At 63.5% G+C, this 24,333-nt stretch carries 20 protein-coding genes; 17 read left to right on the plus strand and 3 right to left on the minus strand.

What is annotated here, in order from left to right:
* Positions 1-15: 15 nt before the first annotated feature.
* A complete protein-coding gene (locus ASS64_RS10940) occupies positions 16-3,375 on the minus strand; it encodes a TonB-dependent receptor (protein WP_067694118.1) in 3,360 nt (1,119 codons plus the stop codon).
* A gap of 155 nt (positions 3,376-3,530) precedes the next feature.
* Here ASS64_RS10940 and ASS64_RS10945 point away from each other — a divergent pair, with 155 nt between their 5' ends.
* From ASS64_RS10945 to ASS64_RS10980, 8 genes are all read left to right on the plus strand, one after another.
* On the plus strand, positions 3,531-5,045 hold the full coding sequence (locus ASS64_RS10945; protein WP_067694121.1) for a tryptophan halogenase family protein: 1,515 nt from the start codon (positions 3,531-3,533) through the stop codon (positions 5,043-5,045).
* A gap of 41 nt (positions 5,046-5,086) precedes the next feature.
* Positions 5,087-5,677 carry a flavin reductase family protein gene (locus tag ASS64_RS10950; RefSeq protein WP_067694125.1) on the plus strand — a complete coding sequence of 197 codons (591 nt, stop codon included), beginning with the start codon at positions 5,087-5,089 and terminating at the stop codon, positions 5,675-5,677.
* A 59-nt stretch (positions 5,678-5,736) separates the two neighbouring features.
* Positions 5,737-6,714 carry a nitronate monooxygenase family protein gene (locus tag ASS64_RS10955; protein ID WP_067694129.1) on the plus strand — a complete coding sequence of 326 codons (978 nt, stop codon included), beginning with the start codon at positions 5,737-5,739 and terminating at the stop codon, positions 6,712-6,714.
* 32 nt (positions 6,715-6,746) lie between these two features.
* Complete coding sequence (locus tag ASS64_RS10960) at positions 6,747-7,556, plus strand: CPBP family intramembrane glutamic endopeptidase (RefSeq protein WP_067694132.1); 810 nt, start codon at positions 6,747-6,749, stop codon at positions 7,554-7,556.
* Between the two features lie 71 nt (positions 7,557-7,627).
* On the plus strand, positions 7,628-8,770 hold the full coding sequence (locus tag ASS64_RS10965) for an acyl-CoA dehydrogenase family protein (protein WP_067694137.1): 1,143 nt from the start codon (positions 7,628-7,630) through the stop codon (positions 8,768-8,770).
* A 13-nt stretch (positions 8,771-8,783) separates the two neighbouring features.
* Positions 8,784-9,062 (plus strand): SDR family oxidoreductase, encoded by a 279-nt coding sequence (locus ASS64_RS10970; RefSeq protein ID WP_067694140.1) that lies wholly within the window; start codon positions 8,784-8,786, stop codon positions 9,060-9,062.
* Between the two features lie 219 nt (positions 9,063-9,281).
* Positions 9,282-10,304 (plus strand): aldo/keto reductase, encoded by a 1,023-nt coding sequence (locus tag ASS64_RS10975; protein WP_067694143.1) that lies wholly within the window; start codon positions 9,282-9,284, stop codon positions 10,302-10,304.
* A 104-nt stretch (positions 10,305-10,408) separates the two neighbouring features.
* A complete protein-coding gene (locus ASS64_RS10980; RefSeq protein ID WP_067694146.1) occupies positions 10,409-11,086 on the plus strand; it encodes a response regulator transcription factor in 678 nt (225 codons plus the stop codon).
* Between the two features lie 111 nt (positions 11,087-11,197).
* Here the strand turns inward: ASS64_RS10980 and ASS64_RS10985 are convergent, their stop codons facing one another.
* Both ASS64_RS10985 and ASS64_RS10990 read right to left on the minus strand, forming a co-directional pair.
* The gene (locus ASS64_RS10985) at positions 11,198-13,945 is read right to left on the minus strand and encodes a TonB-dependent receptor domain-containing protein (protein ID WP_067694149.1); all 2,748 of its coding nucleotides are present in this window, start codon (positions 13,943-13,945) and stop codon (positions 11,198-11,200) included.
* Between the two features lie 127 nt (positions 13,946-14,072).
* Positions 14,073-15,641, minus strand: coding sequence for a hypothetical protein (locus ASS64_RS10990; RefSeq protein ID WP_067694152.1), 1,569 nt, complete (start codon positions 15,639-15,641; stop codon positions 14,073-14,075).
* Between the two features lie 266 nt (positions 15,642-15,907).
* Here ASS64_RS10990 and ASS64_RS10995 point away from each other — a divergent pair, with 266 nt between their 5' ends.
* From ASS64_RS10995 to virB11, 9 genes are all read left to right on the plus strand, one after another.
* The gene (locus tag ASS64_RS10995) at positions 15,908-16,291 is read left to right on the plus strand and encodes a hypothetical protein (protein ID WP_067694155.1); all 384 of its coding nucleotides are present in this window, start codon (positions 15,908-15,910) and stop codon (positions 16,289-16,291) included.
* Between the two features lie 152 nt (positions 16,292-16,443).
* The gene (locus ASS64_RS11000; RefSeq protein WP_067694158.1) at positions 16,444-17,073 is read left to right on the plus strand and encodes a lytic transglycosylase domain-containing protein; all 630 of its coding nucleotides are present in this window, start codon (positions 16,444-16,446) and stop codon (positions 17,071-17,073) included.
* Between the two features lie 4 nt (positions 17,074-17,077).
* Positions 17,078-17,377, plus strand: coding sequence for a TrbC/VirB2 family protein (locus ASS64_RS11005; RefSeq protein WP_067694161.1), 300 nt, complete (start codon positions 17,078-17,080; stop codon positions 17,375-17,377).
* 1 nt (position 17,378) lies between these two features.
* Positions 17,379-17,663 carry a type IV secretion system protein VirB3 gene (locus ASS64_RS11010; RefSeq protein WP_067694164.1) on the plus strand — a complete coding sequence of 95 codons (285 nt, stop codon included), beginning with the start codon at positions 17,379-17,381 and terminating at the stop codon, positions 17,661-17,663.
* Positions 17,653-20,091: a VirB4 family type IV secretion/conjugal transfer ATPase gene (locus ASS64_RS11015; protein WP_067694168.1), complete on the plus strand. Its 2,439-nt coding sequence runs from the start codon at positions 17,653-17,655 to the stop codon at positions 20,089-20,091. Before ASS64_RS11010 ends, ASS64_RS11015 begins: the two co-directional genes overlap by 11 nt.
* Before the next feature lie 2 nt (positions 20,092-20,093).
* Positions 20,094-21,260, plus strand: coding sequence for a type IV secretion system protein (locus ASS64_RS11020; protein ID WP_369815371.1), 1,167 nt, complete (start codon positions 20,094-20,096; stop codon positions 21,258-21,260).
* Positions 21,257-22,027: a TrbG/VirB9 family P-type conjugative transfer protein gene (locus tag ASS64_RS11025; RefSeq protein WP_067694173.1), complete on the plus strand. Its 771-nt coding sequence runs from the start codon at positions 21,257-21,259 to the stop codon at positions 22,025-22,027. The genes ASS64_RS11020 and ASS64_RS11025 overlap by 4 nt, the downstream gene beginning before the upstream one ends.
* A 3-nt stretch (positions 22,028-22,030) precedes the next feature.
* Positions 22,031-23,161 (plus strand): TrbI/VirB10 family protein, encoded by a 1,131-nt coding sequence (locus tag ASS64_RS11030; protein WP_234002385.1) that lies wholly within the window; start codon positions 22,031-22,033, stop codon positions 23,159-23,161.
* A gap of 14 nt (positions 23,162-23,175) precedes the next feature.
* Positions 23,176-24,201, plus strand: a complete 1,026-nt coding sequence (gene virB11, locus ASS64_RS11035; RefSeq protein WP_067694177.1) for a P-type DNA transfer ATPase VirB11 — start codon at positions 23,176-23,178, stop codon at positions 24,199-24,201.
* Positions 24,202-24,333: the final 132 nt, after the last annotated feature.

Here is a 24,333-nt window from a genome sequence, read left to right on the forward strand (position 1 = left end):
ATCGGTTCAATCCGCTCAGAAATTGAAGCGAGCGATGAAGGTGAACCGGCGGTCGTTGCGGAATGCCGAACGCGTAACCCTCGTGCCGTCGAAATCGATAACCTGCGAAGTTTCGGTCACCTCGTCGAGCAGGTTTACACCCTGTACCCCCAGTTTGAGATGGGAATTGACGTCGTAGAAGATCGACGCATCCAGCTGGCCGGTATCTTCCTGCCAGATGGGCGAGAAGGGGAAGATGTCGTCGCGCGGGGTGATCAGGAATTCCGAACGCCAGTTATAGGCGGCGCGCATCGAGAGCGGCCCCTTCTCGTAGAAGATGGTCGCGTTGATCGTATGCTCCGAAATTCCGGCCAGCGGTTGCCGCGATACGAACGGTCCGCCGTTCAGGGGTTGGAACCCGGTGGAAACCGAGGGCGATCCGATATCCGACAGGTCCGGGTTGGGGAAATCCCCTCCGTCGATGTAGGTATAGGTGAGTTGTGTGCCCAATCCGCTCAACAGTCCCGGAAGGAAATCATAGGTCTGCTGATAGGCGAGTTCGAAGCCTTTCAGAGTGCCGCTGAGATCGTTGGCAGGGCCGTTGATGATGACGTCCTGAGAAAGCCCGCTTGCGGTCGTGTAGTTCACGACACCCGTCCCGGTGGTCACGATCCCCTCGATATCTTTCACGAATACCGCCGCAGTCAGCGAGCCGACGTCGTCGAAGTACCATTCGGCAGACAGGTCGTAATTCCAGGATTCGATCGGCAGGAGATTGCGATTGCCCGTCGCTATCGAGAGCAGCGGACCGCTGTCGACCCGGCCGCTGAAGCCGAGCACGCCGCTGGCATTGAACAACTGCAGGTCCGGCCGCGAGATGCCTTTGGAAACAGCGCCACGAATGACCACTCCGGTGCCGCTGTCCAGCCTGATATTGAAGGCCGGGAGCCAATGGTCGAACGTTATCTCGCGATCGTCCTGGATGACCTCGCCGGTGAATAGCGAGGCAAACTCTTCAAGGCGAGCACCCGTCAGATTACAGAACAGCCGCTGCTGGCCCGGCGGAAGCGGGGTCTGGCAAACCGCCGAGATTTCGGCAGCCTGGACGACGCCATCGCCGTTGGCAGCAGGGTTGATCGACGGATCGTCGAACTGACCCGGTTGTGGGAAACCGATCAATCCGCCGGAACTCACCCGCGTTTCGACGTAACGCAGGCCGATGTTGCCAGCGATCGACCAGCCGTTGTCGAAATCGTGGCCGAAGTCCACCCGAGCGTACGCAGCATTGGTGATTTCGGTGACATCCGAGATTTCGGGCGGGCAAAAGGGATCGCAAGCAGTTACCGTTCCGGTTACCGGATCGGTGAAAGTGCGGCCGTTCACGCCGAGATTGAAGCGCTCCGGGGTCTGCGAGAAGGTAGTGATCTGATCCCATTGCTGGTCGGTCGTGCCGGCAAGATACTCGCCGAGGAAATCGTCCCCGCCGAAGAAATAGGCCGCGCCGTTCGGAACCGGAGTCGCCGTACGTCCGCGCTGGAAATTGTCGGCGAAGGGCGAACGGATCCGCGAGAAGTCGGGGAACTCGTCCGTGAAAGCCCCCCCGGCGATGGTGAATTCCTGTCCGTCCAGGCCGGTGTAGAAGCGGCCCGGAGTGAAGCCCGACCAGTCGGGCACGAACGGCTCCGATCCGGAAAAGCAGCCGGGGCCTTCGCCCCAGGGCAGGCATCCGCCGCGCCCCGCCCAGGGCGCGGACAGATTGCCCCAGGTGCTGAAGTTGGTGTTGCGGGTAATCCGGTCGCGCGCGGCCCAGCGCGCGCCGAAGCGGGCCTTCTTGAAGAAGCCGTCGTCGCTGATGTCGTATTCGAGATCGGCCTTGACGCTGAACAGGTCGCCTTCGTTGCGCTCACGGCTGTCGAGGCCGAACCAGTAATAGGTGAAGAAACCGCTCGAGAAATAGTCGTCCGGCGCACCCGGAGGCGCGAGAAACTCGACATTGGGCGTATTGCCGCTGAGGTCGAGTGCGATGTCGGCCCAGGTGCTCATCGCGCCGAAGACCGAGTCGCGATTGAGGTCAGAGGTAACGTATTGCGCTTCGACATTACCGCGGAAGCGGTCGGTGAAATCCATGTCGATGTCGAAGGACAAATCCTGGGTCACCGATTCGGTGTCGCGCAGGAACCGCAGCGTATCCAGCGGTATCCCGCCGAGACCGAAGGGGGTCGCGTAGGCGTTGCCGACATTGTCGGTCAGGATGCCGCTCACGAAGCGCCCGTTGTCATCGAAGGTGAAATTCGTGCCCGGACGCGGGTCGGGCGCCGATACGCCGTCGTCGATGCGGCCCAGCAGCGCGAATTCCTCGGTGAAGAAGCTGGTTTCCGAGCGCAGGTACTCGAAGGTCATCAGCAGGTCGCCATCGAGCGTCTCGAACTGGCCGACTGCGGAAAATGCCTCGCGATCACGATCGAGATCGGTGGTGCGAACACCGGCATATTGCGGAACGATCACCGCGCCCGCCGGCGGGAACTGGTCCTCGGTGAAGTTGGGCGTATCGCCGAAACCGCCGGAATTCACATCGAACACGCGCAGGCATCCGCCGCTCAGATCGGCATTGCGGTAGCAGGGGTCGGCAACCTGCGAGGCGTCGGTACGGCTCTTGAGCTCCGACCGGGAATAGGCAAGTTGCAGGCCGAAGGTGCCGGCGCTCGTATCGAAAGTATCCGATACGAGCAGATTGAACGTGGGCGACCATTCCTCGCGCAGATCGCCGTAATTGCCCTCGATCGAACCGGCAATGTTCAGACCCGGATTGTCGAGCGGCTTGCGCGTCACAAGGTTGACCAGGCCAGCAATCTGACCTTCGATCATGTCCGCGGTGGTGTTCTTGAACACCTCCACACGACCCACGAGTTCGGGCGATACGTCTTCGAAGCTCAGCGACCGTCCGCCGGTGGCCGAGAAGATGTCCCGACCGTTGAGCTCGGACCGCACGAAGGGCAGGCCGCGGATGATCACGCCGGTACCTTCGACCGAGAACCGGTCGGGGTCGGAAGTTTTTTCGAATCGCCCGATGTTCACGCCGGGAACGCGCTGGAGGGTCTCGGCGATCGAGCGGTCGGGGAGTGCGCCGATATCTTCCGCGGTCACTACGTCGACCACGGTATCCGCATTGCGCTTGATGTTCTGCGCACTCGCCAGCGACTGGCGGAAGCCGGAAACGACGATGACATTGGCATCATCGATTTCCTCGGGTGTTCCGCCCGGAGTTTCCTCGTTGAGCGTGTCGTCCGTTTCCTGCGCCCATGCGGGCTGTGCTGCTACCAGCGCCAGGCCCGATGCTGTGGTGAGCGCGGCGATACGGCGCGAATATGCGGCGACGCCAGTCCTTCTAAGAGACATGTTTCCTCCCTTGTCCCAAGCTTCCCGGCAGGTTTGATCCTGCAATCTGATTGAAACATATCGAAGGTTGTGAGCGTTCACAAGATACAATATGTGCGAGGCGATGAGGCGTGGCGCTCTGGCAACAGAGGCCCCGAAATGGCATGAGGGGAGCGATGGCAATAGAACATATCGTAATCGTGGGTGGCGGCACTGCAGGCTGGATGGCGGCGGCAGCGCTGTCGCGGATTCGCGACGGCCGGCCGGTCGCCATCACGGTGATCGAATCGGAACAGATCGGGACGGTGGGCGTGGGTGAGGCGACGATCCCGCCACTCGTCGAGTTCAACCAGGCGCTGGGTATCGATGAACGCGAGTTCCTCGCCGAAGTGCAGGGCACCTTCAAACTGGGAATCCAGTTCGTTAACTGGGGCCAGGTCGGCGAGAGCTACATTCACCCGTTCGGCGCCTATGGCTACGACATCGGCGGAATCAATTTCCACCAGGTCTGGCACAGCCTGCGCGGGCGGGGGGACAAGCGCCCGCTGCAATTGTTCAATCTCGAAACCATGGCGGCCTATTACGGGAAGTTTTCGCGCACCGAAGACTATGCCCGCGACGATCTGCCGCCGATGAACTACGCCTACCACATCGATGCGACGGCCTATGCGCGCTATTTGCGCAAATATGCCGAGAAGCGCGGCGTAGTTCGCCGCGAGGGAATCGTGGAGCAGGTGGCGCTCGACCCGGAAAGCGGCCACGTGGCCAAGCTGACCCTGTCCGATGGTGAGGAGATCGAGGGCGATTTCTTCGTCGACTGCACGGGCTTTCGCGGCCTCCTGATCGAACAGGCGCTCGAAACGGGGTACGAAGACTGGACCCATTTCCTGCCCTGCGACCGCGCCGTGGCGCTGCCATGCAATCGCGACGACGGTTCGCCGCCGCCGCCGTTCACGCGGGCCACCGCGCACAAGGCGGGCTGGCAATGGCAGGTCCCGCTGCAGCGCCGCAACGGCAATGGGCATGTCTATTGCAGCCAGTTCATGGAAGCCGACGAGGCGCACGACATTCTCGTGCAGAACCTCGCCGGCAAGCCGACCGCCGAACCCAACCACCTGCGCTTCGTGACCGGCCGCCGCAAGAAGGTCTGGAACAAGAACGTGGTCGCGCTCGGTCTTGCTTCGGGTTTCATGGAACCGCTCGAAAGCACCTCGATCCACTTGATCAACACGGGCGTGAACAAGCTTATCGCGACCATGTCGCTCGACGGCATTACCGAGGCCCAGGCGAATACATTCAACCGGCTCACGGTCAAGGAATACGAGCGGATCCGCGATTTCCTCGTACTCCATTACAAGGCCACGCGGCGCGACGATTCCCCGTTCTGGGACTATTGCCGGACGATGGACGTGCCGGATTCGCTGACCGAGAAGATCGAGCTGTTCAAGGCGAATGGCCAGGTGTTCCGCGAGGAGGACGAACTGTTCACCACCACCAGCTGGACCGCGGTGATGATGGGGCAGGGCATCTCGATGGAAGGCAACAGCCCCATGGCTGCGGCTGTGGCGGACACATCGGCGCAGGAGATCGACGAAATGGCGAAATCGATCCAGTGGCTGGTCCAGCAGATGCCCGGGCATCACCAGTATCTCCAGCGCTACTGCCCTGCGCGCCAGCCAGCGCCCGCCTGAGGCTTGCCCTTATCGGTGGGCCGCTCTAGCGCTCGCTGTGCATGTTCGATCCGCTGGCCTTCCGCAATGCACTGGGTTCCTTCGCCACCGGTGTGACCATTGTCACTGCGCGCGATGACTCCGGAAAGCCGGTCGGACTTACGGCCAACAGCTTCAACTCGGTAAGTCTCGATCCTCCCATGGTGCTGTGGAGTCTTTCGCTCCATTCGGGCAGCCTGTCGGTGTTCCGCGATGCGGATAACTGGGCGGTACACGTTCTTGCAGCCGACCAGCAGACGATGTCGGATCGCTTCGCGAGGCCGGGACGCGACAAGTTCGATGGGCTGGACATGGCAGACGGTCCGGAAGGCGCGCCGCTGCTCGAAGGCTGCGCAGCTCGCTTCGGATGCCGCGCGCGGTTCGAATACGAAGGCGGCGACCACGCCATCTTCCTTGGCGAAGTAATCGATTTCGACCGGCGCGAGGCCGAGCCGCTCATTTATCACGGCGGGCAATACGGGCGCATCATGCGGCCCCCGTCGGGGCAGGACCTCGAACGCGAGGGCCTCGCGGAAAAGAGCGCCTCGGGACTTTCCCTTACGGAACGCGGCAGCCAGTTGCTCGCCGCGCTGCAGGCGGTGGCGAAGCGCTAGACTCGGCGCGCTCGTCCCGATACCGGTTGCGAAAAGCAACCAAGGGAAGAGGCAGCATCATGAAAACCCGCATCACCGAAATGTTCGGCATCGAGCATCCGATCATCCAGGGCGGCATGCACTATGTCGGGTTTGCGGAGATGGCGGCGGCGGTTTCCAATGCGGGCGGCCTCGGCATCATTACCGGCCTCACTCAGGGCACGCCCGAAAAGCTTGCCGACGAGATCGCGAAATGCCGCGACATGACCGACAAGCCCTTCGGCGTGAACCTGACCTTCCTGCCCACCGTCAACGCGCCCGACTATCCCGGGCTGGTTCGCGTCATCATCGAGGGCGGGGTCAAGGTGGTCGAAACCGCGGGCAACAATCCGCAGCAGGTCCTGCCCTATTTCAAGGACGCCGGGGTCAAGGTGATCCACAAATGCACCAGCGTACGCCACAGCCTGAAAGCGCAGTCCATCGGCTGCGACGCGGTCAGCGTCGACGGCTTCGAATGTGGCGGTCACCCGGGTGAGGACGACATCCCCAACATGATCCTGCTGCCCCGCGCGGCGGACGAACTGGAAATTCCCTTCGTCGCCAGTGGCGGCATGGCCGATGCGCGCAGCCTCGTCGCCAGCCTTGCGATGGGAGCCGACGGTATGAACATGGGCACGCGCTTCATCGCGACGCAGGAAGCGCCGGTGCACGAGAATGTGAAGAAGGCGATCGTGGCCGCTTCCGAGCTCGACACAAGGCTCGTCATGCGCCCCTTGCGCAATACCGAACGTGTGATGACCAACGACGCGGTCGAGGAATTGCTGCAGATCGAGAAGGAAAAGGGCTCCGATCTCAAGTTCGAGGATATCATCGAACAGGTAGCAGGCGTCTATCCGAGGATCATGATGGAAGGCGACATGGACGCGGGCGCCTGGTCGTGCGGCATGGTCGCGGGTCTCATCAACGACATCCCGACCTGCAAGGAACTGATCGATAGCATTATGGCCGAGGCAGAAACCCTGATCCGTCAGCGCCTGACCGGTTTCCTCGACGGCTGATCCGTTTCGTCCGATACAAGGATGCAATTCTTATGAATTCGATCGCTGCGGCCGACCGGCCCGCATGGGCGGCGCTGGTTCTGCCCATTGTCTTGCTGGGCGCAAGCATGCTGCTGTTCGTCGCCGTCGGGGCGGCGGACTATCCCGGCAAGATCGCCAAGGAGATGGGGCGCAGCACGGCGCAGCTCGCGATTGCCGCTGCGCTGGTATTCCTGCTGTACCGGACCGGACTTGCCCGCGAGGCCGGACTCACGCGTCCCGTGCGCGAATGGCCCCGGGGTTGGCCGCTCGCGGTGATTCCGATGGCGCTCATCGGGCTGATCAATCTGCTGTCGGTCGACGTGCAGGCACTTAGTTTCGACCTGCCGAGAGTCGCGGGCTGGCTTTACAACAGCATGTCTACCGGCCTGTTCGAGGAAATCCTGCTGCGCGGCTTTTGCTTCTACTATCTCTATCGCGCCTGGCATAACCGGCCCAATGCGCTGATCAAGGCGGGCATTGCGCAGGCGCTGATCTTCGGAATCGCGCATGCCTTCAATATCTTCCAGGCGCCGCTTGGCGATGTCGTTCCGCAGGTCGTCTATGCTACCTTGCTGGGGATCGGCTTTGCCGGGATCGCAGCCTACACGCGCAGCCTGTGGCCGGTGATCGGCATCCACGCGTTCATCAATGCGATGGGCGATCTCGACGTGTTTTTCGGTGTCGAGAGCCCGGCGGAAGCGGGCAGTGCGTCGGGTTATGTCGTCGCGATCGTGATCATTTTCGTGGTCTCTACGCTTCCCGGACTGGCCATGTTGCGGCGTCGGCAGGCGCAGATCGATGGAGCGACGCCGCATGCGTGATTTACTAGACCGCCGACGTGGGGCATCGTGCCCGTGACCCATCTCCCGCCCCGGAATTGAGGAGCTTTCGCATGCTCGATACCAGCTATCGCACCGCCTACAATGAAGACCACGAGGCCTTTCGCGATACCGTGCGCAAGGTCTTCGCCGAGCATATGACGCCCTATCTCGACCAGCACGAGGAAGAGGGCATAGTTCCCCGCTCGGCGTGGAAGGCGCTGGGCGAGGCGGGCATGCTGTGCCCGACGGTCAAGGAAGAGAATGGCGGGCTGGGCCTCGATTTCGGCTTCAACTGCGTGCTGTGCGAAGAGCTGTCCTACCTCGGGAGTTCGGCCGGTTTCACCCTGCAGAACGACATCACTGCCAATTACATCGAACGCCTCGGCACCGACGAGCAGCGCGCCAAATATCTGCCGGGCATGGTCTCGGGCGATGTCATAACCGCGATCGCCATGACAGAGCCGGGTGCCGGCAGCGATTTGCAGGGCATTCGCACCACCGCGATCAAGGACGGCAACCACCTCGTGGTGAACGGGTCGAAGACCTACATCACCAATGGCCAGAATGCCGATATGGTGATCGTCGTCGCCAAGACCGATCCCTCGCAGGGCGCCAAGGGCACCACGCTGGTACTGGTCGATGCCGATACCGAAGGTTTCGAGCGCGGGCGCAATCTCGACAAGATCGGCCAGCATTCGGCCGACACCTCCGAGCTGTTTTTCAACGATTGCCGTGTGCCGATGACCAATATCCTCGGCGGCGAGGGACGCGGCTTCATTCATTTGATGGAAGAACTGCCGCAGGAACGGCTTGGCATTGCCGTCGGCGCGCAGGCCGCCGCGCAGCGCGCCTTCGACGAGGCGGTGAACTTCACCAAGGACCGCAAGGCATTCGGCAGAACCGTGTTCGAATTCCAGAATACCAAATTCGTCCTCGCCGACCTCAAGGCCAAGCTGCAGGTCGGCTGGGCGCATCTCGACTGGGCGATAAAAAAGCATCTCGCTGGCGAACTCACCACCGACGAGGCGAGCGCGGCGAAGCTATGGCACACCGACCTGCAGTGGGAGGCCTGCGACAAGGCGCTGCAACTGCATGGCGGGGCGGGCTATATGAACGAGTATACCATCGCCCGCCTGTGGCGCGATGCGCGCGTGACCCGCATCTTCGGCGGCACCAACGAGATCATGAAGGAAGTGATCAGCCGCTCGATCTGAAGGAGAGCAGCCAATGTCCGATCCGCTCGTTTCTTCGCGAAAGACCGCCCTCATTCTCGACGGGTCGACCGGACGTGGCAATGGCGTGGTCCCGGGCGACGAGCCGTCATGGCCGAACGAGGAAACGACCGGATCCGAGCAGCGTGCCGGCGGCGCCGTCGCGCGGATTCCGGCGGGGCGCATGGGCACCCCGCAGGACATGGCGGGTGCCGCGCTGCTTCTTGTCTCGCCGCTGGCGGATTATGTCGTCGGCCAGATAATCCGCGTCGATGGCGGGATGACGCTCTCATGAGCGTTGGTTGGAGGCTTTCCTACTCCACCGGCGTTTGCGATGTGGGCACCATGGAGCTGAGAGGCACTGTGTTTTCGTCGCGCCCACCTTGTGCCACTTTTGCGGGATGACGATGTAAAACAATAAGTTGGCGGCGTTTTCAAGGGTGACGCAGTGTCACCTTTGTCACGCAGACCGGGCATGGAGAACGTTTCGCCGTCGCACAGGGAGGACCTACACATGGAATACGTCAATCTCGGCCCCTCGGGTCTCAAGGTTTCGCGCCTTTGCCTGGGCTGCATGAGCTATGGCGATACCAGCAAGGGATGGCACGGGGACTGGGTGCTGTCCGAGGAGGAAAGCCGACCCTTCATTCGCGAGGCGCTGGAGGCGGGGATCAATTTCTTCGACACCGCGAACATGTATTCGCTCGGCGCGTCAGAAGAGGTCGTCGGACGCCTGCTCTCCCAATTCGCCCGGCGCGACGAAATCGTGGTCGCCACCAAGGCCTTCATGCCCTGGCGGCAGGCGCCCAATACCGGCGGCCTCTCGCGCAAGGCGCTGATGCAGGCGATCGACGACAGCCTGACACGGCTCGATATGGACTATGTCGATCTCTTCCAGATTCATCGCTGGGATACCGAGACGCCGATCGAGGAAACCATGGAGGCGCTGCACGATATCGTGAAGGCCGGCAAAGCGCGCTATATCGGTGCGTCCTCGATGTGGGCGTGGCAGTTCGCCAAGGCGCAGGAGGTTGCGAAAGCGAACGGGTGGACCCGCTTCATCTCGATGCAGAACCACGTCAACCTGCTCTACCGCGAGGAAGAGCGCGAAATGCTGCCATTGTGCGCCGATCAGGGCGTGGGGGTGATCCCGTGGAGCCCGCTTGCGCGTGGCAAGCTCGCGCGGGCCTGGGATGAAAGCACCGTGCGCAGCGAAACCGACGGTTTCGGCAAACTGCTCTATCGCCAGCAGGAAGAGGCGGATCGCGCCATCGTCGAGGCAGTCGGTGCGATTGCCGAGGAACGCGGCGTCTCGCGCGCGACCGTCGCGCTGGCCTGGCACTTCGCCAAGGAGGTCACCGCACCGATCATCGGGGCGACCAAGGACGGTCACATCGGCGCCGCGGTCGCCGCCATGGGTCTGGAGCTGACGGCGGAAGAAGTGCGTCGGCTCGAGGAGCCCTACATGCCGAAAGCACCGGTCGGCGTGGAAACCACCGTCCCGCGAGACTGGTCCGTTTCCGTTCGCGAAGAGTAGAAAATTCGCCCTTTTTCGCGAAGTGTTACAATCGCGGAAAGGGGGTCACATACAAGTCACAAGACTGCGGCATCGCTGCCTTCGACAGGTGGGGTGATTGCCGCGTGCGCACGATTAACATTTTCCTGACCGACCCGATCGCGGGAGACCTTCCCGACTTCGACAACGGGGACATCCGATACGTTTTTGCCCGTCTCTATCCCGACGGGCCGAGACGGCTGGTCGAAGGGCCCGTCTGCGCCTTCGTCGACTGGGTCATGGACGACCTTTCCGGGCTGGAGATGTGCCGCCGCTTGCGCACCGATCCGCGTATGGAAGATGCGCATATAACCATCGTGCTCGAAGAAGACGATGCGGAGGACAAGCGGCGGGCATTGCGGGCGGGCGCGGACGATTACGTCGTCGGCCCGATAGACCGCACTGCCGTCCTCGACCGGGTAATGGCGCTGCAGGTCGGCGGCGCGCAGCCGCGGGTCACCGAACGCCTCGAGCTCGGCCAGTTGCTGGTCGATCTCGCCGCGTTGCAGGCACGCTGGAACGGCCAGGCACTCGACTTGCGGCCGAACGAATTCCGCTTGCTGCATTTCCTTGCCCAGAACCCGAATCGGGTGCTGTCGCGCGCGGACCTGATCGCCGCTCTCGGCAAGCAGGAGCCGCCGATCGACGAGCGTACCGTGGATGTCTGGATCGGCCGCCTGCGCCGCGCCCTGCGCAAGGTGGGTGCCGGAGAGCGCGTGCGTACCGTGCGTTCGCTCGGATACGTATTCGATAGCTACGAGTGACACTGGCGCAGGATTGGTAGCTGCAACGGTCCTGATCGAATCCAAGCGGGCATTTGCAACAAAAAAGGGGCCGCCCGAAGGCGACCCCCGGGGTGTGAAGCCTGTCTATTCTCAGAACTCGGCGGAGAGCGATACGGCGAAGCTGCGACCGACGTCGTAGCTGTTGATCTCGATCCGGTTGGTGCCGTTGGTCTGGAATTCGAAGTGATCGCGACCGGTCAGGTTGCGGGCTTCGAGTTTCAGTTCGAGGTCGGTCCCGGAGAGTTCGAAGCCCTGGCGGACCACGAAATCGAGGCGCAGGCCCGGATCCTCGATGATATCGGGCAGAGCCGCCGTCCCGCGGCTGGTCACACGCTCGCTGGCATAGCTCAGCAGGAAAGTGGCCTGGCTGATCTTGTCGAGGTCCTCGATCCCAAGCTGCAGGTTGACGAGATGGTCCGACTGGCCCGTGAGCGGCACGCCGTCGCGGAAGAAGTTGGTCGCCGGCTGATCCGCGAAGGGGAAGACCCGCGCGATATCGCCGGAACCGACTTCCAGTTCCGAATTGGTATACGTGTAGTTGGCAATCGCGACGAGGCGCTTGCTTTCCCACCAGTCACCCAGATTATATAGGTCCTTGTTCCACTGCAGTTCGACTTCGGCGCCGTAGAGCTGGGCCGACGGAGCATTGGCAAAACCGCTGATCTGGTTGTTGTCCGAGAAGCTCGAGAAGATCTCGATCGGGTTTTCGATATCCTTGTAGAAGCCGGCGACGCTCGCCTTGCTGCCCGAGCCCCAGTAGTATTCGAGCCGTGCTTCGTAATTCGTTAGCTCGCTGTCGACCAGCGACGGGTTGCCGTTGAACTGGCGGTTGGTTTCCGGATCGAAATAGGTCTGGAAAATCAGTTCGCGGAACTGCGGGCGCGCGATCGTCTTCGATGCGTTCAGGCGCAGCTGGAGGCTATCGGTAACTTCCCAGGTGAGCGTGGCGCCCGGTAGGAAGTAGTCGTTCTCGAGCAGGGTCGTATTGCCCGAACCGCTGGGCGTGCCGTCGAGGCCGAGCGGGATGACTTCCTGCGTGGCATCTTCGTAGCGCACGCCGACATCGAGCGAAACGCCGAGGGTCGGTTCGATCCGGGTCTGGACGTAGCCCGCCAGAATTTCGAGACCTGCGGCGAAGGCCGGGTCCGAACCGGTCGTATCGAAGATGGTATAGGTGAACGGGCCGATACCCGCGGCATCCTGGGCCGCCTGATCGTAGCCGAGTTCGATCAGCGAATCGCCGAGGAGATTGTCCGGGCGGAAGGCACCGAAAACATCGGGATAGCCGCCCGAGGCACGGATATCGAATTCGCGTCGCGAGGACAGCCGCTCGGTGTCGGTATAGGCACCGCCCACCGTCACTCCGAGCCAGTCCGCCAATTGGTAGCTCAGATCGACACCGCCGTAATAGAGGTCTTCGGTCAGATCCGAGAATGCCACCACGGCGCCCCCGCGCTGCGGGTCGAGCGTATTGAGAAAGACGTTTCCGAGCGGATCGTTGGCATTATTGGTGCGGGTATAGGTGAACTCCCATTCATAGGGCGCTTCCCGCTGTGTCTGGGCATAGCCGCCACGCAGGTCGACCGAAAGATCGCCGAATTCCAGTTCGCCGGTAAATTGCGTATCGAACAGCTGGCGCTCGTACCAGGCGGTGTCCTGGACCTGGTCGGTGTCGTCATTCTGGAAGTCGGTGCCCTCGGCGAGCGAGGCGCGCTTCAGGCTGTCCCGGATGAACAGGTTGACGATCCGGAAGCGATGCTCGCCAACCTCGAGGCCGAAGCCCAGCATGGCGTTCGCGAGGATGCGCTGGTCGGTGGTGAACTGGCGGAAGTCGGTGTCGAGATCGAGGTCCGTATTCACCGCGGTCTGGCGTGTGATGAACCGATTGCGCCACTTGTTGCTCAACGAAGCCGTGGCGATGATGCCGAAGCGGCCGTCGGAAAAGACGTCGAAGCTGGTTCCCGCGGTGATTCCCGTCGACCAGTTGGCCGGCAGATTGTCGGTGCTCTGCAGCAGGATCAGGTTGGGATCGCCCAGTTCGAGCAGGATCGAGCGCTGGTCGACGCTCGGGTCCGAGATAGGAACACCGCTGTCGAGATAGTTCTGCAGCGCGGGCCTTGTGGTGCGGCGGCCGTCGTCGAAACCGAACCAGTCGTAGCTCGACCCATAATAGGTGTAGCCGGTTCCGAAGTTGGTTTCGCTGTCTCCGGAAATCCCGGCGCTGATCTTGATGAAGCTTTCATCGGGAACGGCGCGCGTGGTGAGGTTGATCACGCCGCCGCCGAATTCGCCGGGGAAGTTGGCCGAGTAGGTTTTCTGGACCAGGCTCGATGCGATGATACTGGTGGGAAAGATATCCAGCGGCACGACGCGGCTGAGGGGCTGCGGCGACGGCAGCGGGAGACCGTTGAGGAGCGCAAGCGAGTAACGATCGCCCAGGCCGCGAACGAAGACGAGGCCGTTGCCGACGGTCGACAGGCCCGTGACCCGGGTCAGCGCGCCGGCGATGTCGCCTTCGCCGGTGCGGGCGATGCTGGCGCTGTCGAGTACCGAGACGACCTGCGAGGATGCGCGAGTCACGTCCTGGCGACGGCGGCCGGTCACGACGATCGCGCCACCGGGAACGGAAATCTCGGGCTCCTCGAACTCTTCCTCGACTGGCGTGTCGTCGATACCCTCGACCTGTTGTGCCAGGACGGCGTCGGTCGCGAGGTCTTCTTCGGCGGGAACGCCTTCGGCGCCGGTGCCTATGCCCGTTTCCTGGGCATAGGCGGCGCCGGGAATGGTGAGCGCGGTGGTAAGCAGGAGCAGCGCGGTTAGCTGCTTGCCGGTCGACATGGTTCGAGACCCCCTCATGATCAGGCCTTTGAAAACTGTGTGGAGCCCTGCGACGGCTCCCGTGCGAAAAAGCGAAGAAGGCCGCGGGATGCACGATGTGCGTGCGTCCCGCGGCCTTCGGTGCCGATTAGTAGACCGGCAGGCTCGAGCAATCGGAAACGGCGGCGTCGAAGGTCACCGTGGCCGAGTTGCAGGTCCAGCCCTGGATCCAGGTGTCGTTGCCCGGATAGGCTGCGCCGATGTTGGTCGGCAGCGTGAAGAACGCATCCAGCGAGGTCGGATCGAACACGGCGACACCGTTTTCGTTGGCGCCGTTGACGAAGGTCATCGTCAGCGTGTTGGTGAAGCCCGCATCATTGTTCGATCCGCCATCGTAGATCGCCTGCGTCTGGGCGGCGGTGACCCCGCCGCTACCGTCGCGGAAGTCGACATCGCAATCCATCACGAAGCTTTCGAAGACCGGCGGGCCGTCTTCGTCGGGACCTGCGCCGGCGGCGCGGATCGTTTCCGGGAGGTCGAGACGCAGGCAGGGCGTACCGCCGGTCCGGTCGATCAGAACCGAGTTCACGATGGCGAAATCGGCGCCGCCGCGGATGCGAATGGCCTGATCCTGCTCGGCGCCATTGTGGATGAAGGTCGCATTCGAGATCTGCGTCTTCTGGCGCGGGGTCTGCTCTTCGAGGCCGTTGTTCGAGTCGGCTTCGATGATCGTATCGCCGACGCCAGGACGCTGGACCACGATAACGTTCTGCATGTTGGACTTGACGCCGGTATCGGTGTCGAGGCTGTCGTCTTCCGCACCGACGACGATCAGGTTACGCACGTCGAACTGGCCGCCGAAAAACTCGACCCCGTCATCCGAGCTGTTGTAGCTCATAATGTTGCTGATGCTGGTGCCGCTGCCGACACCGCCGGTGGTCAGGGCCTGCAGTTCGTTGTCGCCCGAGAGGACGAAGCCCGAATAGCGGATCTGGACGTAGTCGAGGTTGCCCGAGTCGTCGCCCGCGGTTGCGCCGCCGAACAGGGCAGGCTGAGCCGCGCCTTCGACCTGGCGTTCGCAGGCGACGGTGCCCGGCGTGGCGCCCGGTGCGATGCAGTCGGTAACCGGGGCGCGGCCGGAGAGGACGAGACCGCCCCATTGACCCGAAGAGTTGACGGTGTTGAGGCCCTGGACGTTGTCGCGGCTGGTGAAAATGATCGGACGGGCGGCAGTGCCGACGGCCTGGATCGTGTTGCCGCGGTTGACGTTCATCCAGCCCGAACCCGACGAGAAGAGGATGACGCCCGGCTCGATGGTCAGCTCGACATCGGTATCGGCGCCGGTATCGGCGGGGCCACCGTCGGTGCCGACGTCGACACGTTCGTTGATGCGATAAAGCAGGCCGTTGATGAAGGGCAGGGTGGAGGAAGCGGTAAAGCGCTCAGGCAGTTCACACACGCGGTAGGTGCCGGTCGGGCCCGAAATGGTTCCGGTGTCGGTCAGGCCGACGGGGTCCGAGATGGTCGGGCAACCGGCGGCCGGAGTGACCAGCGTCGACGTCGGGGTCGGTGTCGGGGTCGGCGTGGGTGCCGGGGTATTGGTGTTGTTGATGGTGATGTTCCCGCCGGTGCCCGGCGAGACGATTTCGTCGGCGCCGCAGCTGGCGAGAGCCAGAGCGGAGCAGCCGAGTACGAGCGAACGATGGAAATTGGTCACGGGTAACGGTCCCCTCAAAAACCGGATGAATCGAAATGCGAATTCGTTGATCGCGACTCGTCCGCTAGGGGTGCTTCGTGACACTTTTTATCGTTTCGTGACCGTTGTGTTGCAAAACCGGTGAATGGCACGACGAACCGAGCCGGTTCTCGAAAATACCTTTGCCGGCGCTCGAAATTTCAGTTTTGTGACAATGTTACGGAATTGTTGCAGTCGCTTTGGGCGGGGTTCATAACAACTCTCAGAACAGGAAAGGGAGAGCTGTCATGGCGATCATTACCAGCGTTGCTTTGGCCCTTCTCGTGCAGGGTCCCGTCGACGCGGCCAAGACGCCGCAGGCCGAATATGACGTCGGCTACGAAGAACTCGTCGCGAACGACAATCTTGCGGCGCGCGAAATCATCGAAAACTCGGATGAGTTGGCCGAAGATGATCCGGCACGGTTGATAAACCACGGCATCGCGCTCGCGCGCACGGGCAACTATGAGGCGGCGCGCGCCGCATTCGAGGCCGCAGCCAGCGCCCGCAACAGCGTCGAGCTTGAAACCGCACAAGGCAAATGGGTGGATTCGCGCCGCCTTGCCCGCAAGGCCCTGGCAATGCTCGATAAGGGCGAATTTGCCCGCTATTACGCACTGTCGCTTCGCTAAGTCCGCGCGAGATCACCGAACCAACGGGCCCGCCTTCCTTTTTTGCGGAAGGTGGGCCAATTCGTATCGGCCGCGATAGTTTCCTCCACAATTCAGCTTTTTGTCACCCGCCTGTCATGTAGTATCCTCAATGGGGCCGCACGGAGGGTGCAATGATTCTCGCACGCTTGGCGCTGGTTTTGGGATTGTCCTGCGCAGCGCTTTCCGCCTTTCCTGCAAAGGCGGATGTCATGGAGATCGACGCGGACGGAGCGCGCTGGGTGACCGGCGGGGGCACCGCCCTTCCTGCTGCGCAGAACGAGTTGGCGGCGTCCGGACCGCTGGCAGAAGTCCCTGCGGATCTTGTCGTTCCCGACATCGCGGTCGCCGATCCCGTCGAACATGCCCGGCTGGTGCCCGAGGGATACAAGGCGAAAGTGGCCGAACTGGCCGCGCGTTTCGACCTCAGCCCGACGCTGATCGAGGCTGTCGTGTGGCAGGAGAGCCGCTGGCGTGCCAATGCGGTATCGCCGGTCGGTGCCCGGGGTCTTGCCCAACTGATGCCCGGCACCGCGCGCGATCTCGGCGTCGACCCCGACGATCCCTTCGCCAATCTCGAAGGTGGGGCACGCTATCTGCGCGAACAGCTCGACCGGTTCGACGGCGATCTCGAAAAAGCGCTAGCCGCCTACAATGCCGGACCCGGACGCGTCATTCGTGCGGGCGGCATTCCCCGCATTCGCGAAACACAGCATTATGTGGCGGCCATCATGGGCCGTCTGTCAGACCATTCACGGGAGTAGATAATTGAGTCGCAAGTTTACCGTTCCGGCAGCTCTTGCCGCATTGACGAGCCCCAACGCCGCGTTTGCGCAGGCTGCCGATCCGGCAGGGTCGGGCCCCATCGTCGCAGCGCTTGGCTGGCTGCAGGGGACCTTGCTCGGCAATGTCGCCACCGCGGTTGCCGTCATGGCGGTGGCGGCCGTCGGGTTCATGATGCTGACCGGGCGGCTCAACTGGCGTTTCGGCGCGACCGTGATCATCGGCGTGTTCATCCTGTTCGGTGCCGCTTCGATCGTCGCCGGTATTCAGGGCGTGGCGAGCTAGCATGACCGCGCTCGTCCGCCATCCCGTTCACCGCGCACTGACGCGCCCGCAGATGTTCGCGGGGGTGACATATAACTATTTCATCATCAACGGGATGGTGACGACCGAGGCATTCCTGATCACCGGCAGCTGGCTGGCGTTGCTGGTCTTCGCCGTGATGCATGGCATCGGCTATTTCGCCTGCCTGCGCGAACCGCGCATTTTCGACCTGTGGATTACCAGGGTCAGTAAGTGCCCGCGGGTGAAAAACTACAAGCGCTGGGGGTGCAATTCCTATGCCGCGTAAAGAGAAATGGATGGGCGCTGCGGCGTGGAGCGCGAAGGAAGCGCGCGCCGGCGACCGCCTGCCCTATCTGCGCCTGATCGACGAAAGCACCATGCTGTTGCGTGACGGCAGCGTGATGACCGCGATTCAGGTTCCGGGCCTGCTGTTCGAGACCGAGGACAGCGAAGCGTTGAACGCCCATGCTGCGACGCGCGAAGTCGTGCTGCGTTCCACGCTCGATGCGCGTTTCGTTCTCTACCACCACGTCATCCGTCGCCGCGTTTCGGTGGAGCTGGAGGCGCAGTATCCCGATCCGATAAGCCGCCATATCGACGAGCGCTGGCGCGAGCGGCTCGGCTCGGGCCAGCTGTTCGTGAACGACCAATTCATTACGCTGATCCGCCGGCCTGCACGCGGCAAGGCGGGGCTGGCCGAACGCATGAGCAAGAAGTTCAAGCGCGGTGGCGGCGAACGGCTCGAAGCCGATCCGAAGGACCTGCGCAGCTTGCGCGCCGCCTCGCAAGGATTGGTCGCCGCGCTGCAGGCCTATGGCGCGACCCCGCTCGGCGACTATGTCGGCCCGCAAGGACATACCAATTCGGAAATGCTCGAGCTCTTGAGCGCGCTCTACAACGGCGAGATGCGCCCCGTGCGCAAGCCTGCCGACGATGTCGATCTGGGCCACATGCTGCCCTATCGCCGCGTCAGCTTCGGGCTCGATGCAATCGAAATGCGCGGATCGGGTTCGCCCGATTTCGGCGGAATTCTCGGTCTCAAGGACTATCCCGAAGCGACCAGCCCGGGCCTGCTCGACAGCCTGTTGCGTCTGCCCTTCGAAATGGTCGTATCGGAAAGCTATGCGCCTGCCGAACGCCAGACCGCGCGCGAGCGCATGGATCTCGCCATCCGCCGACTGAAAAGCGCGGACGAGGAAGCCGCCGCCGAACGCGCCGACATGATGGCTGCGCGCGATGCGCTGGGTAACGGCGCGGTCGGTTTCGGCGACCATCACCTGACCGTCATGGTCAAGGAACGCGATCTCGGCCGGCTCGACGACGCCATGGCCGCCTGCGCCGCTGCGCTTGCCGACACCGGCGCGATCGCAGTGCGCGAGGATACCAATTGCGAGCCCGCCTTCTGGGGTCAGTTCCCGGGCAATGAGAGCTATCTCGTCCGCCGCGCGCTGATTTCGAGCGCCAATATGGCCAGCTTCGGGAGCCTGCACGGCTTCGCGCTCGGCCAGGCCCAGGGTAATCACTGGGGCGAGGCGGTTACGCTGCTGGAGACGACCAGCGCGACTCCGTTCTTCTTCAACTTCCACTACGGCGACCTGGGCAACTTCTCGGTTATCGGGCCGTCGGGTTCGGGCAAGACCGTGGTGATGAATTTCCTCGCCGCGCAGGCGCAGAAGTTCAGCCCCCGCACGATCCTGTTCGACAAGGATCGCGGCGCGGAACTGTTCGTGCGCGGGATCGGCGGGCGCTACGACAGCATCCGCGCGGGCGAGCCGACCGGTTTCAATCCGCTCGCTCTTCCCGAAACCCCGGGCAACAAGGCGTTCCTGCGCGACTGGCTGGGCGTGCTGCTCAAGGCCGAGGGGCCAGAGGAAGAGCAGACCATCGCGGCCGCCGTCGATGCGGCCTATGCCAACGATGCCTCGCTGCGTCGCCTGCGCCATTTCAAGGAGCTGCTTTCCGGCAGCCGCCGCCCGCAGCCGGGCGACCTCGCGGATCGTCTCGGCGCATGGATCGGTGAGGGCGAGAACGCCTGGATGTTCGACAATGCGGAAGATCGGCTCGACCTGACGAGCCGCGTGCTCGGCTTCGACATGACCGCTCTACTCGAAAACCCGAAGCTGCGCACGCCGACCATGATGTACCTTTTCCACCGCATCGAGGAGCGTCTGGACGGCAAGCCGACCATGATCCTGATCGACGAGGGCTGGAAGGCACTCGACGACGAGGTCTTCGCCGCGCGCATCCGCGACTGGCTCAAGACGTTGCGAAAACGCAACGCGCTGGTCGGATTCGCCACACAGTCGGCGCGCGACGCGCTCGAAAGCCGCATTTCGACCGCATTGGTCGAGCAGACCGCGACCATGGTGTTCATGCCCAATTCGCGCGCGCGGCCGGAAGATTACTGCGACGGCTTCGGCCTGACCGAGCACGAGCTTGCGCTGATCCGCACGCTGCCCGCGCACAGCCGCTGCTTCCTCGTGCGCCAGCCCGATGCGAGCGTGGTCGTGCGCCTCGATCTGTCGGGCGCGCCCGAAGTGTTGACGCTGCTTTCGGGCCGCGAAAGCTCGGTTCGCCGCCTCGACCTGCTCCGCGAAGCATTGGGTGATGCGCCCAGCGAATGGTTCCCCGCGCTCACCGGCACCAAGTGGCCAGGCGGCGCGAACGATGAAGGGGAGGCGGGGGTCGAAGCCCTCGGCCTCGCCGCGGAGTGAGCGTGAATTGCCAGCAGGCCACCGAGCAGGTCGGCAATGGCGTCGCCGCCGCACTGCGCGGGGTGGACTGTATCGCGGGCGAGGCGAGCGCGGCCGCCTTCGGCCGCCTGTTCGCGCCGGGCGGTTCGCTCGGAACCGTGCTCACCATTCTTCTGACGATCTTCATCGCGCTGTTCGCGCTCGCGCTGCTGACCGGGCGCACCAACATCGGCGTGCGCAGCCTCGTCCCCCGGATGATGACGCTGGGATTGGTGCTGACCTTCGCGACAAGTTGGATCGCCTATCAAAGTGTGGTGTGGAACCTCGCCGTCGCAACGCCCGACTATCTGGCGGGCATCCTGACCGGCACGCGGGGATCGGCCATCGACACGTTCGCGCAAAAGATCGACGTGGTCTTCATCGCCATCCAGGAAGCGAGCGCGGGAGCGGAAGACATCTCCACTTTTTCGCCCGAAGGAATGATGTGGTTCGGTGCGCTTCTCTTCATGCTCGGCACGGTGGGCCTGCTGGTCACCACCAAGATTGCACTGGGCGTGCTGATCGCGCTCGGTCCCCTGTTTGTCGTAATGGCGCTTTTCAACGGTACGCGGGGCCTGTTCACCGGCTGGGTCAAAGGGCTGACGATGTGCGCGCTCGCGCCATTGTTCGCGGTGCTCGGCGGCAGCGTGATGCTCGAACTGGCAGTGCCCATCCTTGCCGCGCTCACCGCCGTACCCGGGCAGGTCGATCCGCAGGCGGGCATGGCCTTCTTCATGATCGGGGCCGTGCACGTTGCGCTCATGGTGCTGGTGCTCAAGGTCGCCGGTACGATGGTGGCGGGCTGGAGCGTTTTCGGTCTCGTCCCGGACAGGGAAGAAAAGCCGGCTCCCGCGGCCGCTCCACAGCAGGCCGCACCGGCCGCCGCGCTCGCTCAGGCGCAGTCGGCCAACCAGGCCAGTTCGCAGGCGCGCAAGATCGACGTATCGGCCGTGCCGACTGCCTACGCCGCCAACGATTCCGGCGGTTCTGGCGCCGGCGGGGCGCGTGTGACCAAGGTTTACGCGACCTCGTCAGGCTCCGCTCAGCATTCCATCACTAGCAAGGCCCGCGTGCGCGGTTCCGGCATCGGCAGCCGGTTCAAGTCCGCGACGCCCAAGGCTCTCGACCGATCCATGGAGAAACACGCATGACCCGCGCGCTCATTCCCGCGCTCGCTCTAGCCCTGCTGGCTGCCCCCGCGGCAGCACAGGATTCGCGCCTCGTCGAGGTGATGTATGACGAGGCCAAGGTGGTCCGCGTCGAAGGCCGCGTGACCGTGCAGGCCAGCATCATGTTCGGCGACGACGAGGTGATCGAAAATGTCGCCATCGGCGACAGTTCGACCTGGCAGGTGACCCCAAACAAGCGCGCCAACATCCTGTTCGTAAAACCGCTGGATGCGCGCGCTTCGACCAATCTCACGGTCATCACGAGCAAGCGGACCTATCTGTTCGACCTCGTCGCCAATCCCAATGCCAAGCCGCTCTACCTGATGCGATTCGCCTATCCGGACGAGCCCGAGGAAGAACAGACGCAGATGGCCGCCGCGCCCAATGCCATCGAGCGGCAGGCCGCGCGCGATCCCTATGCCGTGGTCGACCCGGCGGATCTCAACTTCGCCTGGAACGCCTCGGGCGATCCCGAACTGTTGCCCGAGAACACTTATGACGACGGCACCGCGACATTCCTGACCTGGCCGACGGGCAAGGACGTGCCCGCGATCCTCGTGACCAATAGCCATGGCGTGGAAGGACCGGTCAATTTCACCGTCCGCGGCGATACCATAGTGGTCGACGGCGTACCGCGCACGATCGTCCTGCGGTCGGGCGACGATTCCGCCCAACTCATCAACACCGGGCCCGAACGGCCCGCTGCCAGTGCGAGCGGCAATCCCGCTCTCGCCTCGAAGGGGAGGTAAACGATGCGTCTTGCCATGCGACTGCCCGAAAAGAAGCCGGGCGATAGCGGGATCGCCAATGATGTCGATCCGCGCGAAGGTGCCGATGCAGAAGTCATCGACCTGGCGCAGCGCAATGCCTTTCCGGCGGTTGCGCGTCCGGCGGGAAAGTCCGACGCGCTCGGCCTCGTGGCGGGTATCGCGATCGTCGCCGGCCTCGGCCTGGTGACGCTGTGGAGCATGAATTCCGCCCGCGTGGCGCCGCCCGAGGGGATCGGCGGCCAGCAGGCGCCGGTGGAGGCGGCACCTGCCGTGCCTCCGCAGGCGATCACTCCGCCGGCCCCCGCGCAGGCCGTCGCGGCCCCCGCAGCCCGGCCCGATCCCGCGCCGCAGCCGGTACTCGCCGCGCAGCCTCAGCCCGGTCTCGCGGCCAATCCCTATGCCAATCCGACGGTAGTCTTCGACTCGGGCGCTTCACCCGCCACGCTGGCGATCGTCGAGCCGGGCACCGGCGGCGATACTGCTGCCGCCGGATCGACCGGCAATTCCGCGACCGATTTTGCCAGCCGCATCGGCGGCGTGGGCGGTGCGCCCGCGCAGGCCAAGGCGATGGTCAATCCCACGACCACGGTCACGCAAGGCACGCTGATCCCCGCGATTCTCGAAACCGCGATCGATACCAATGTTCCGGGCTACGTCCGCGCGGTAGTCAGCCAGGATGTGCGCAGCTTCGATGGGACGAAGATCCTCGTCCCGCGTTCCAGTCGCCTGATCGGCCAGTATCAATCGGGGCTGCAGAACGGCCAGAAGCGCGCCTATGTCATCTGGACACGGCTGATCCGTCCCGACGGGGCCTCGGTCAATCTGGCATCGCCCGCGATCGGGTTCGACGGGACAACCGGCCTTGCCGGCAAGGTTTCGGGCAACAGCTTTTTCAGGCGGTTCGGTTCGGCCATGTTGCTTTCCGTGGTCGGCGGCGTTGGTTCGCTCGCCACCGGCGGTGCGGCCGGCGTATTGATCGGCGGAGCGAGCCAGTCGGCTGCCGCAACGGCGGCGGAGCAGGATGGCCAGCGCGGTCCGACCGTGCGCGTGCGGCAGGGCGAACCGATCCGCATCTTCACCGCGCGCGACCTTGATTTCTCCTCGGTCAGCTGAGCGAGTCAGATAGCGTGAGCGCCGACGTCCATCCCTTTCACCCGGACGATCATCCGGAAGAAGACGCGCCGCCGGTTGACCTGCATGGCGAGCGTAGCGTCTACCTCGATGCCTATCTGGCGCCGTTTCGCGAATGGCTAGAGCGCGACACGGTGACCGAGATCCTCGTCAATCGGCCGGGCGAGGTCTGGGTCGAGGATGCCGCCGCCGGCGGGATACAGAAGATCGTGCGTCCGGACATCGACGATCGGTTGATCCAGCGCCTTGCCGAACAGGTGGCGCGGGTCAGCCACCAGGGCATCAATCGCGAACATCCGCTGCTCGGTGCAACCTTGCCCGGCGGTGCGCGTGTGCAGTTCTGCGGTCCGCCCGCGGCCCGCAAGCACTGGGCGATGGCGATCCGCAGGCATCGCCGCCTCGACCTGCCGCTCGACGCCTATGACACCGGACCGCTGGTGCCGCCGCAGCGGGGCGCCATGCCCGATGCGCAGGCAGAGCCGGTCGCCTTTCTGCGCGAGGCGATCCGCCAGCGCCGCACTATCCTCGTCTCCGGCGGCACGAGCACCGGCAAGACGACCTTCCTCAACGCCATGCTTGGCGAGATCCCCAGGCACGAGCGCGTCGTGCTGGTCGAGGATACGCCCGAACTCAAACTGCCTGGCGAAAACGGCGTAGGTCTGGTTGCGGTCAAAGGCGAGCTGGGCGAGGCCAAGGTCACGGCCAATGAACTCTTGCAGGCCGCCCTGAGGCTGCGGCCCGATCGCATCGTCCTAGGCGAATTGCGCGGCGCGGAGAGCGTCAGCTTCCTGCGCGCGATCAATACCGGCCACCCAGGGAGCTTCTCGACCATCCACGCCAATTCGCTTCGTGGCGCGCTCGAGCAACTGTCCCTGATGGTCATGCAGACGGGAATCGGCCTCACCCGCAACGACACGATTGCTTACGCGGCCAGCGTGATTGACGTGATCGTACAACTCGGACGCGACGGATCGGGCAAACGCGGCATTACGCAGATCGCCGAGAGCCATACGCTCGTCTGACTGCGGTAAATCTGCATCACTGTTCGCGAGCCCGCGATGCCGTAACGTCAATCGCGCACGCAATCGACACCCTCGAACAACACTTGCCAAAAATATGTGGGCCTCTGCGCAACAATCATGCGCGAACCCTTG

The organism is Erythrobacter sp. AP23 (assembly GCF_001542855.1).
GTDB lineage: Bacteria > Pseudomonadota > Alphaproteobacteria > Sphingomonadales > Sphingomonadaceae > Qipengyuania.

Excerpts from the sequence above, each read along its gene's own strand:
- ASS64_RS10940 (WP_067694118.1), bottom strand. The coding sequence starts at position 3,375 with ATGTCTCTTAGAAGGACTGGCGTCGCCGCATATTCGCGCCGTATCGCC.
- ASS64_RS10945 (WP_067694121.1), top strand. The coding sequence starts at position 3,531 with ATGGCAATAGAACATATCGTAATCGTGGGTGGCGGCACTGCAGGCTGG.
- ASS64_RS10950 (WP_067694125.1), top strand. The coding sequence starts at position 5,087 with ATGTTCGATCCGCTGGCCTTCCGCAATGCACTGGGTTCCTTCGCCACC.
- ASS64_RS10955 (WP_067694129.1), top strand. The coding sequence starts at position 5,737 with ATGAAAACCCGCATCACCGAAATGTTCGGCATCGAGCATCCGATCATC.
- ASS64_RS10960 (WP_067694132.1), top strand. The coding sequence starts at position 6,747 with ATGAATTCGATCGCTGCGGCCGACCGGCCCGCATGGGCGGCGCTGGTT.
- ASS64_RS10965 (WP_067694137.1), top strand. The coding sequence starts at position 7,628 with ATGCTCGATACCAGCTATCGCACCGCCTACAATGAAGACCACGAGGCC.
- ASS64_RS10970 (WP_067694140.1), top strand. The coding sequence starts at position 8,784 with ATGTCCGATCCGCTCGTTTCTTCGCGAAAGACCGCCCTCATTCTCGAC.
- ASS64_RS10975 (WP_067694143.1), top strand. The coding sequence starts at position 9,282 with ATGGAATACGTCAATCTCGGCCCCTCGGGTCTCAAGGTTTCGCGCCTT.
- ASS64_RS10985 (WP_067694149.1), bottom strand. The coding sequence starts at position 13,945 with ATGTCGACCGGCAAGCAGCTAACCGCGCTGCTCCTGCTTACCACCGCG.
- ASS64_RS10995 (WP_067694155.1), top strand. The coding sequence starts at position 15,908 with ATGGCGATCATTACCAGCGTTGCTTTGGCCCTTCTCGTGCAGGGTCCC.
- ASS64_RS11000 (WP_067694158.1), top strand. The coding sequence starts at position 16,444 with ATGATTCTCGCACGCTTGGCGCTGGTTTTGGGATTGTCCTGCGCAGCG.
- ASS64_RS11010 (WP_067694164.1), top strand. The coding sequence starts at position 17,379 with ATGACCGCGCTCGTCCGCCATCCCGTTCACCGCGCACTGACGCGCCCG.
- ASS64_RS11015 (WP_067694168.1), top strand. The coding sequence starts at position 17,653 with ATGCCGCGTAAAGAGAAATGGATGGGCGCTGCGGCGTGGAGCGCGAAG.
- ASS64_RS11025 (WP_067694173.1), top strand. The coding sequence starts at position 21,257 with ATGACCCGCGCGCTCATTCCCGCGCTCGCTCTAGCCCTGCTGGCTGCC.
- ASS64_RS11030 (WP_234002385.1), top strand. The coding sequence starts at position 22,031 with ATGCGTCTTGCCATGCGACTGCCCGAAAAGAAGCCGGGCGATAGCGGG.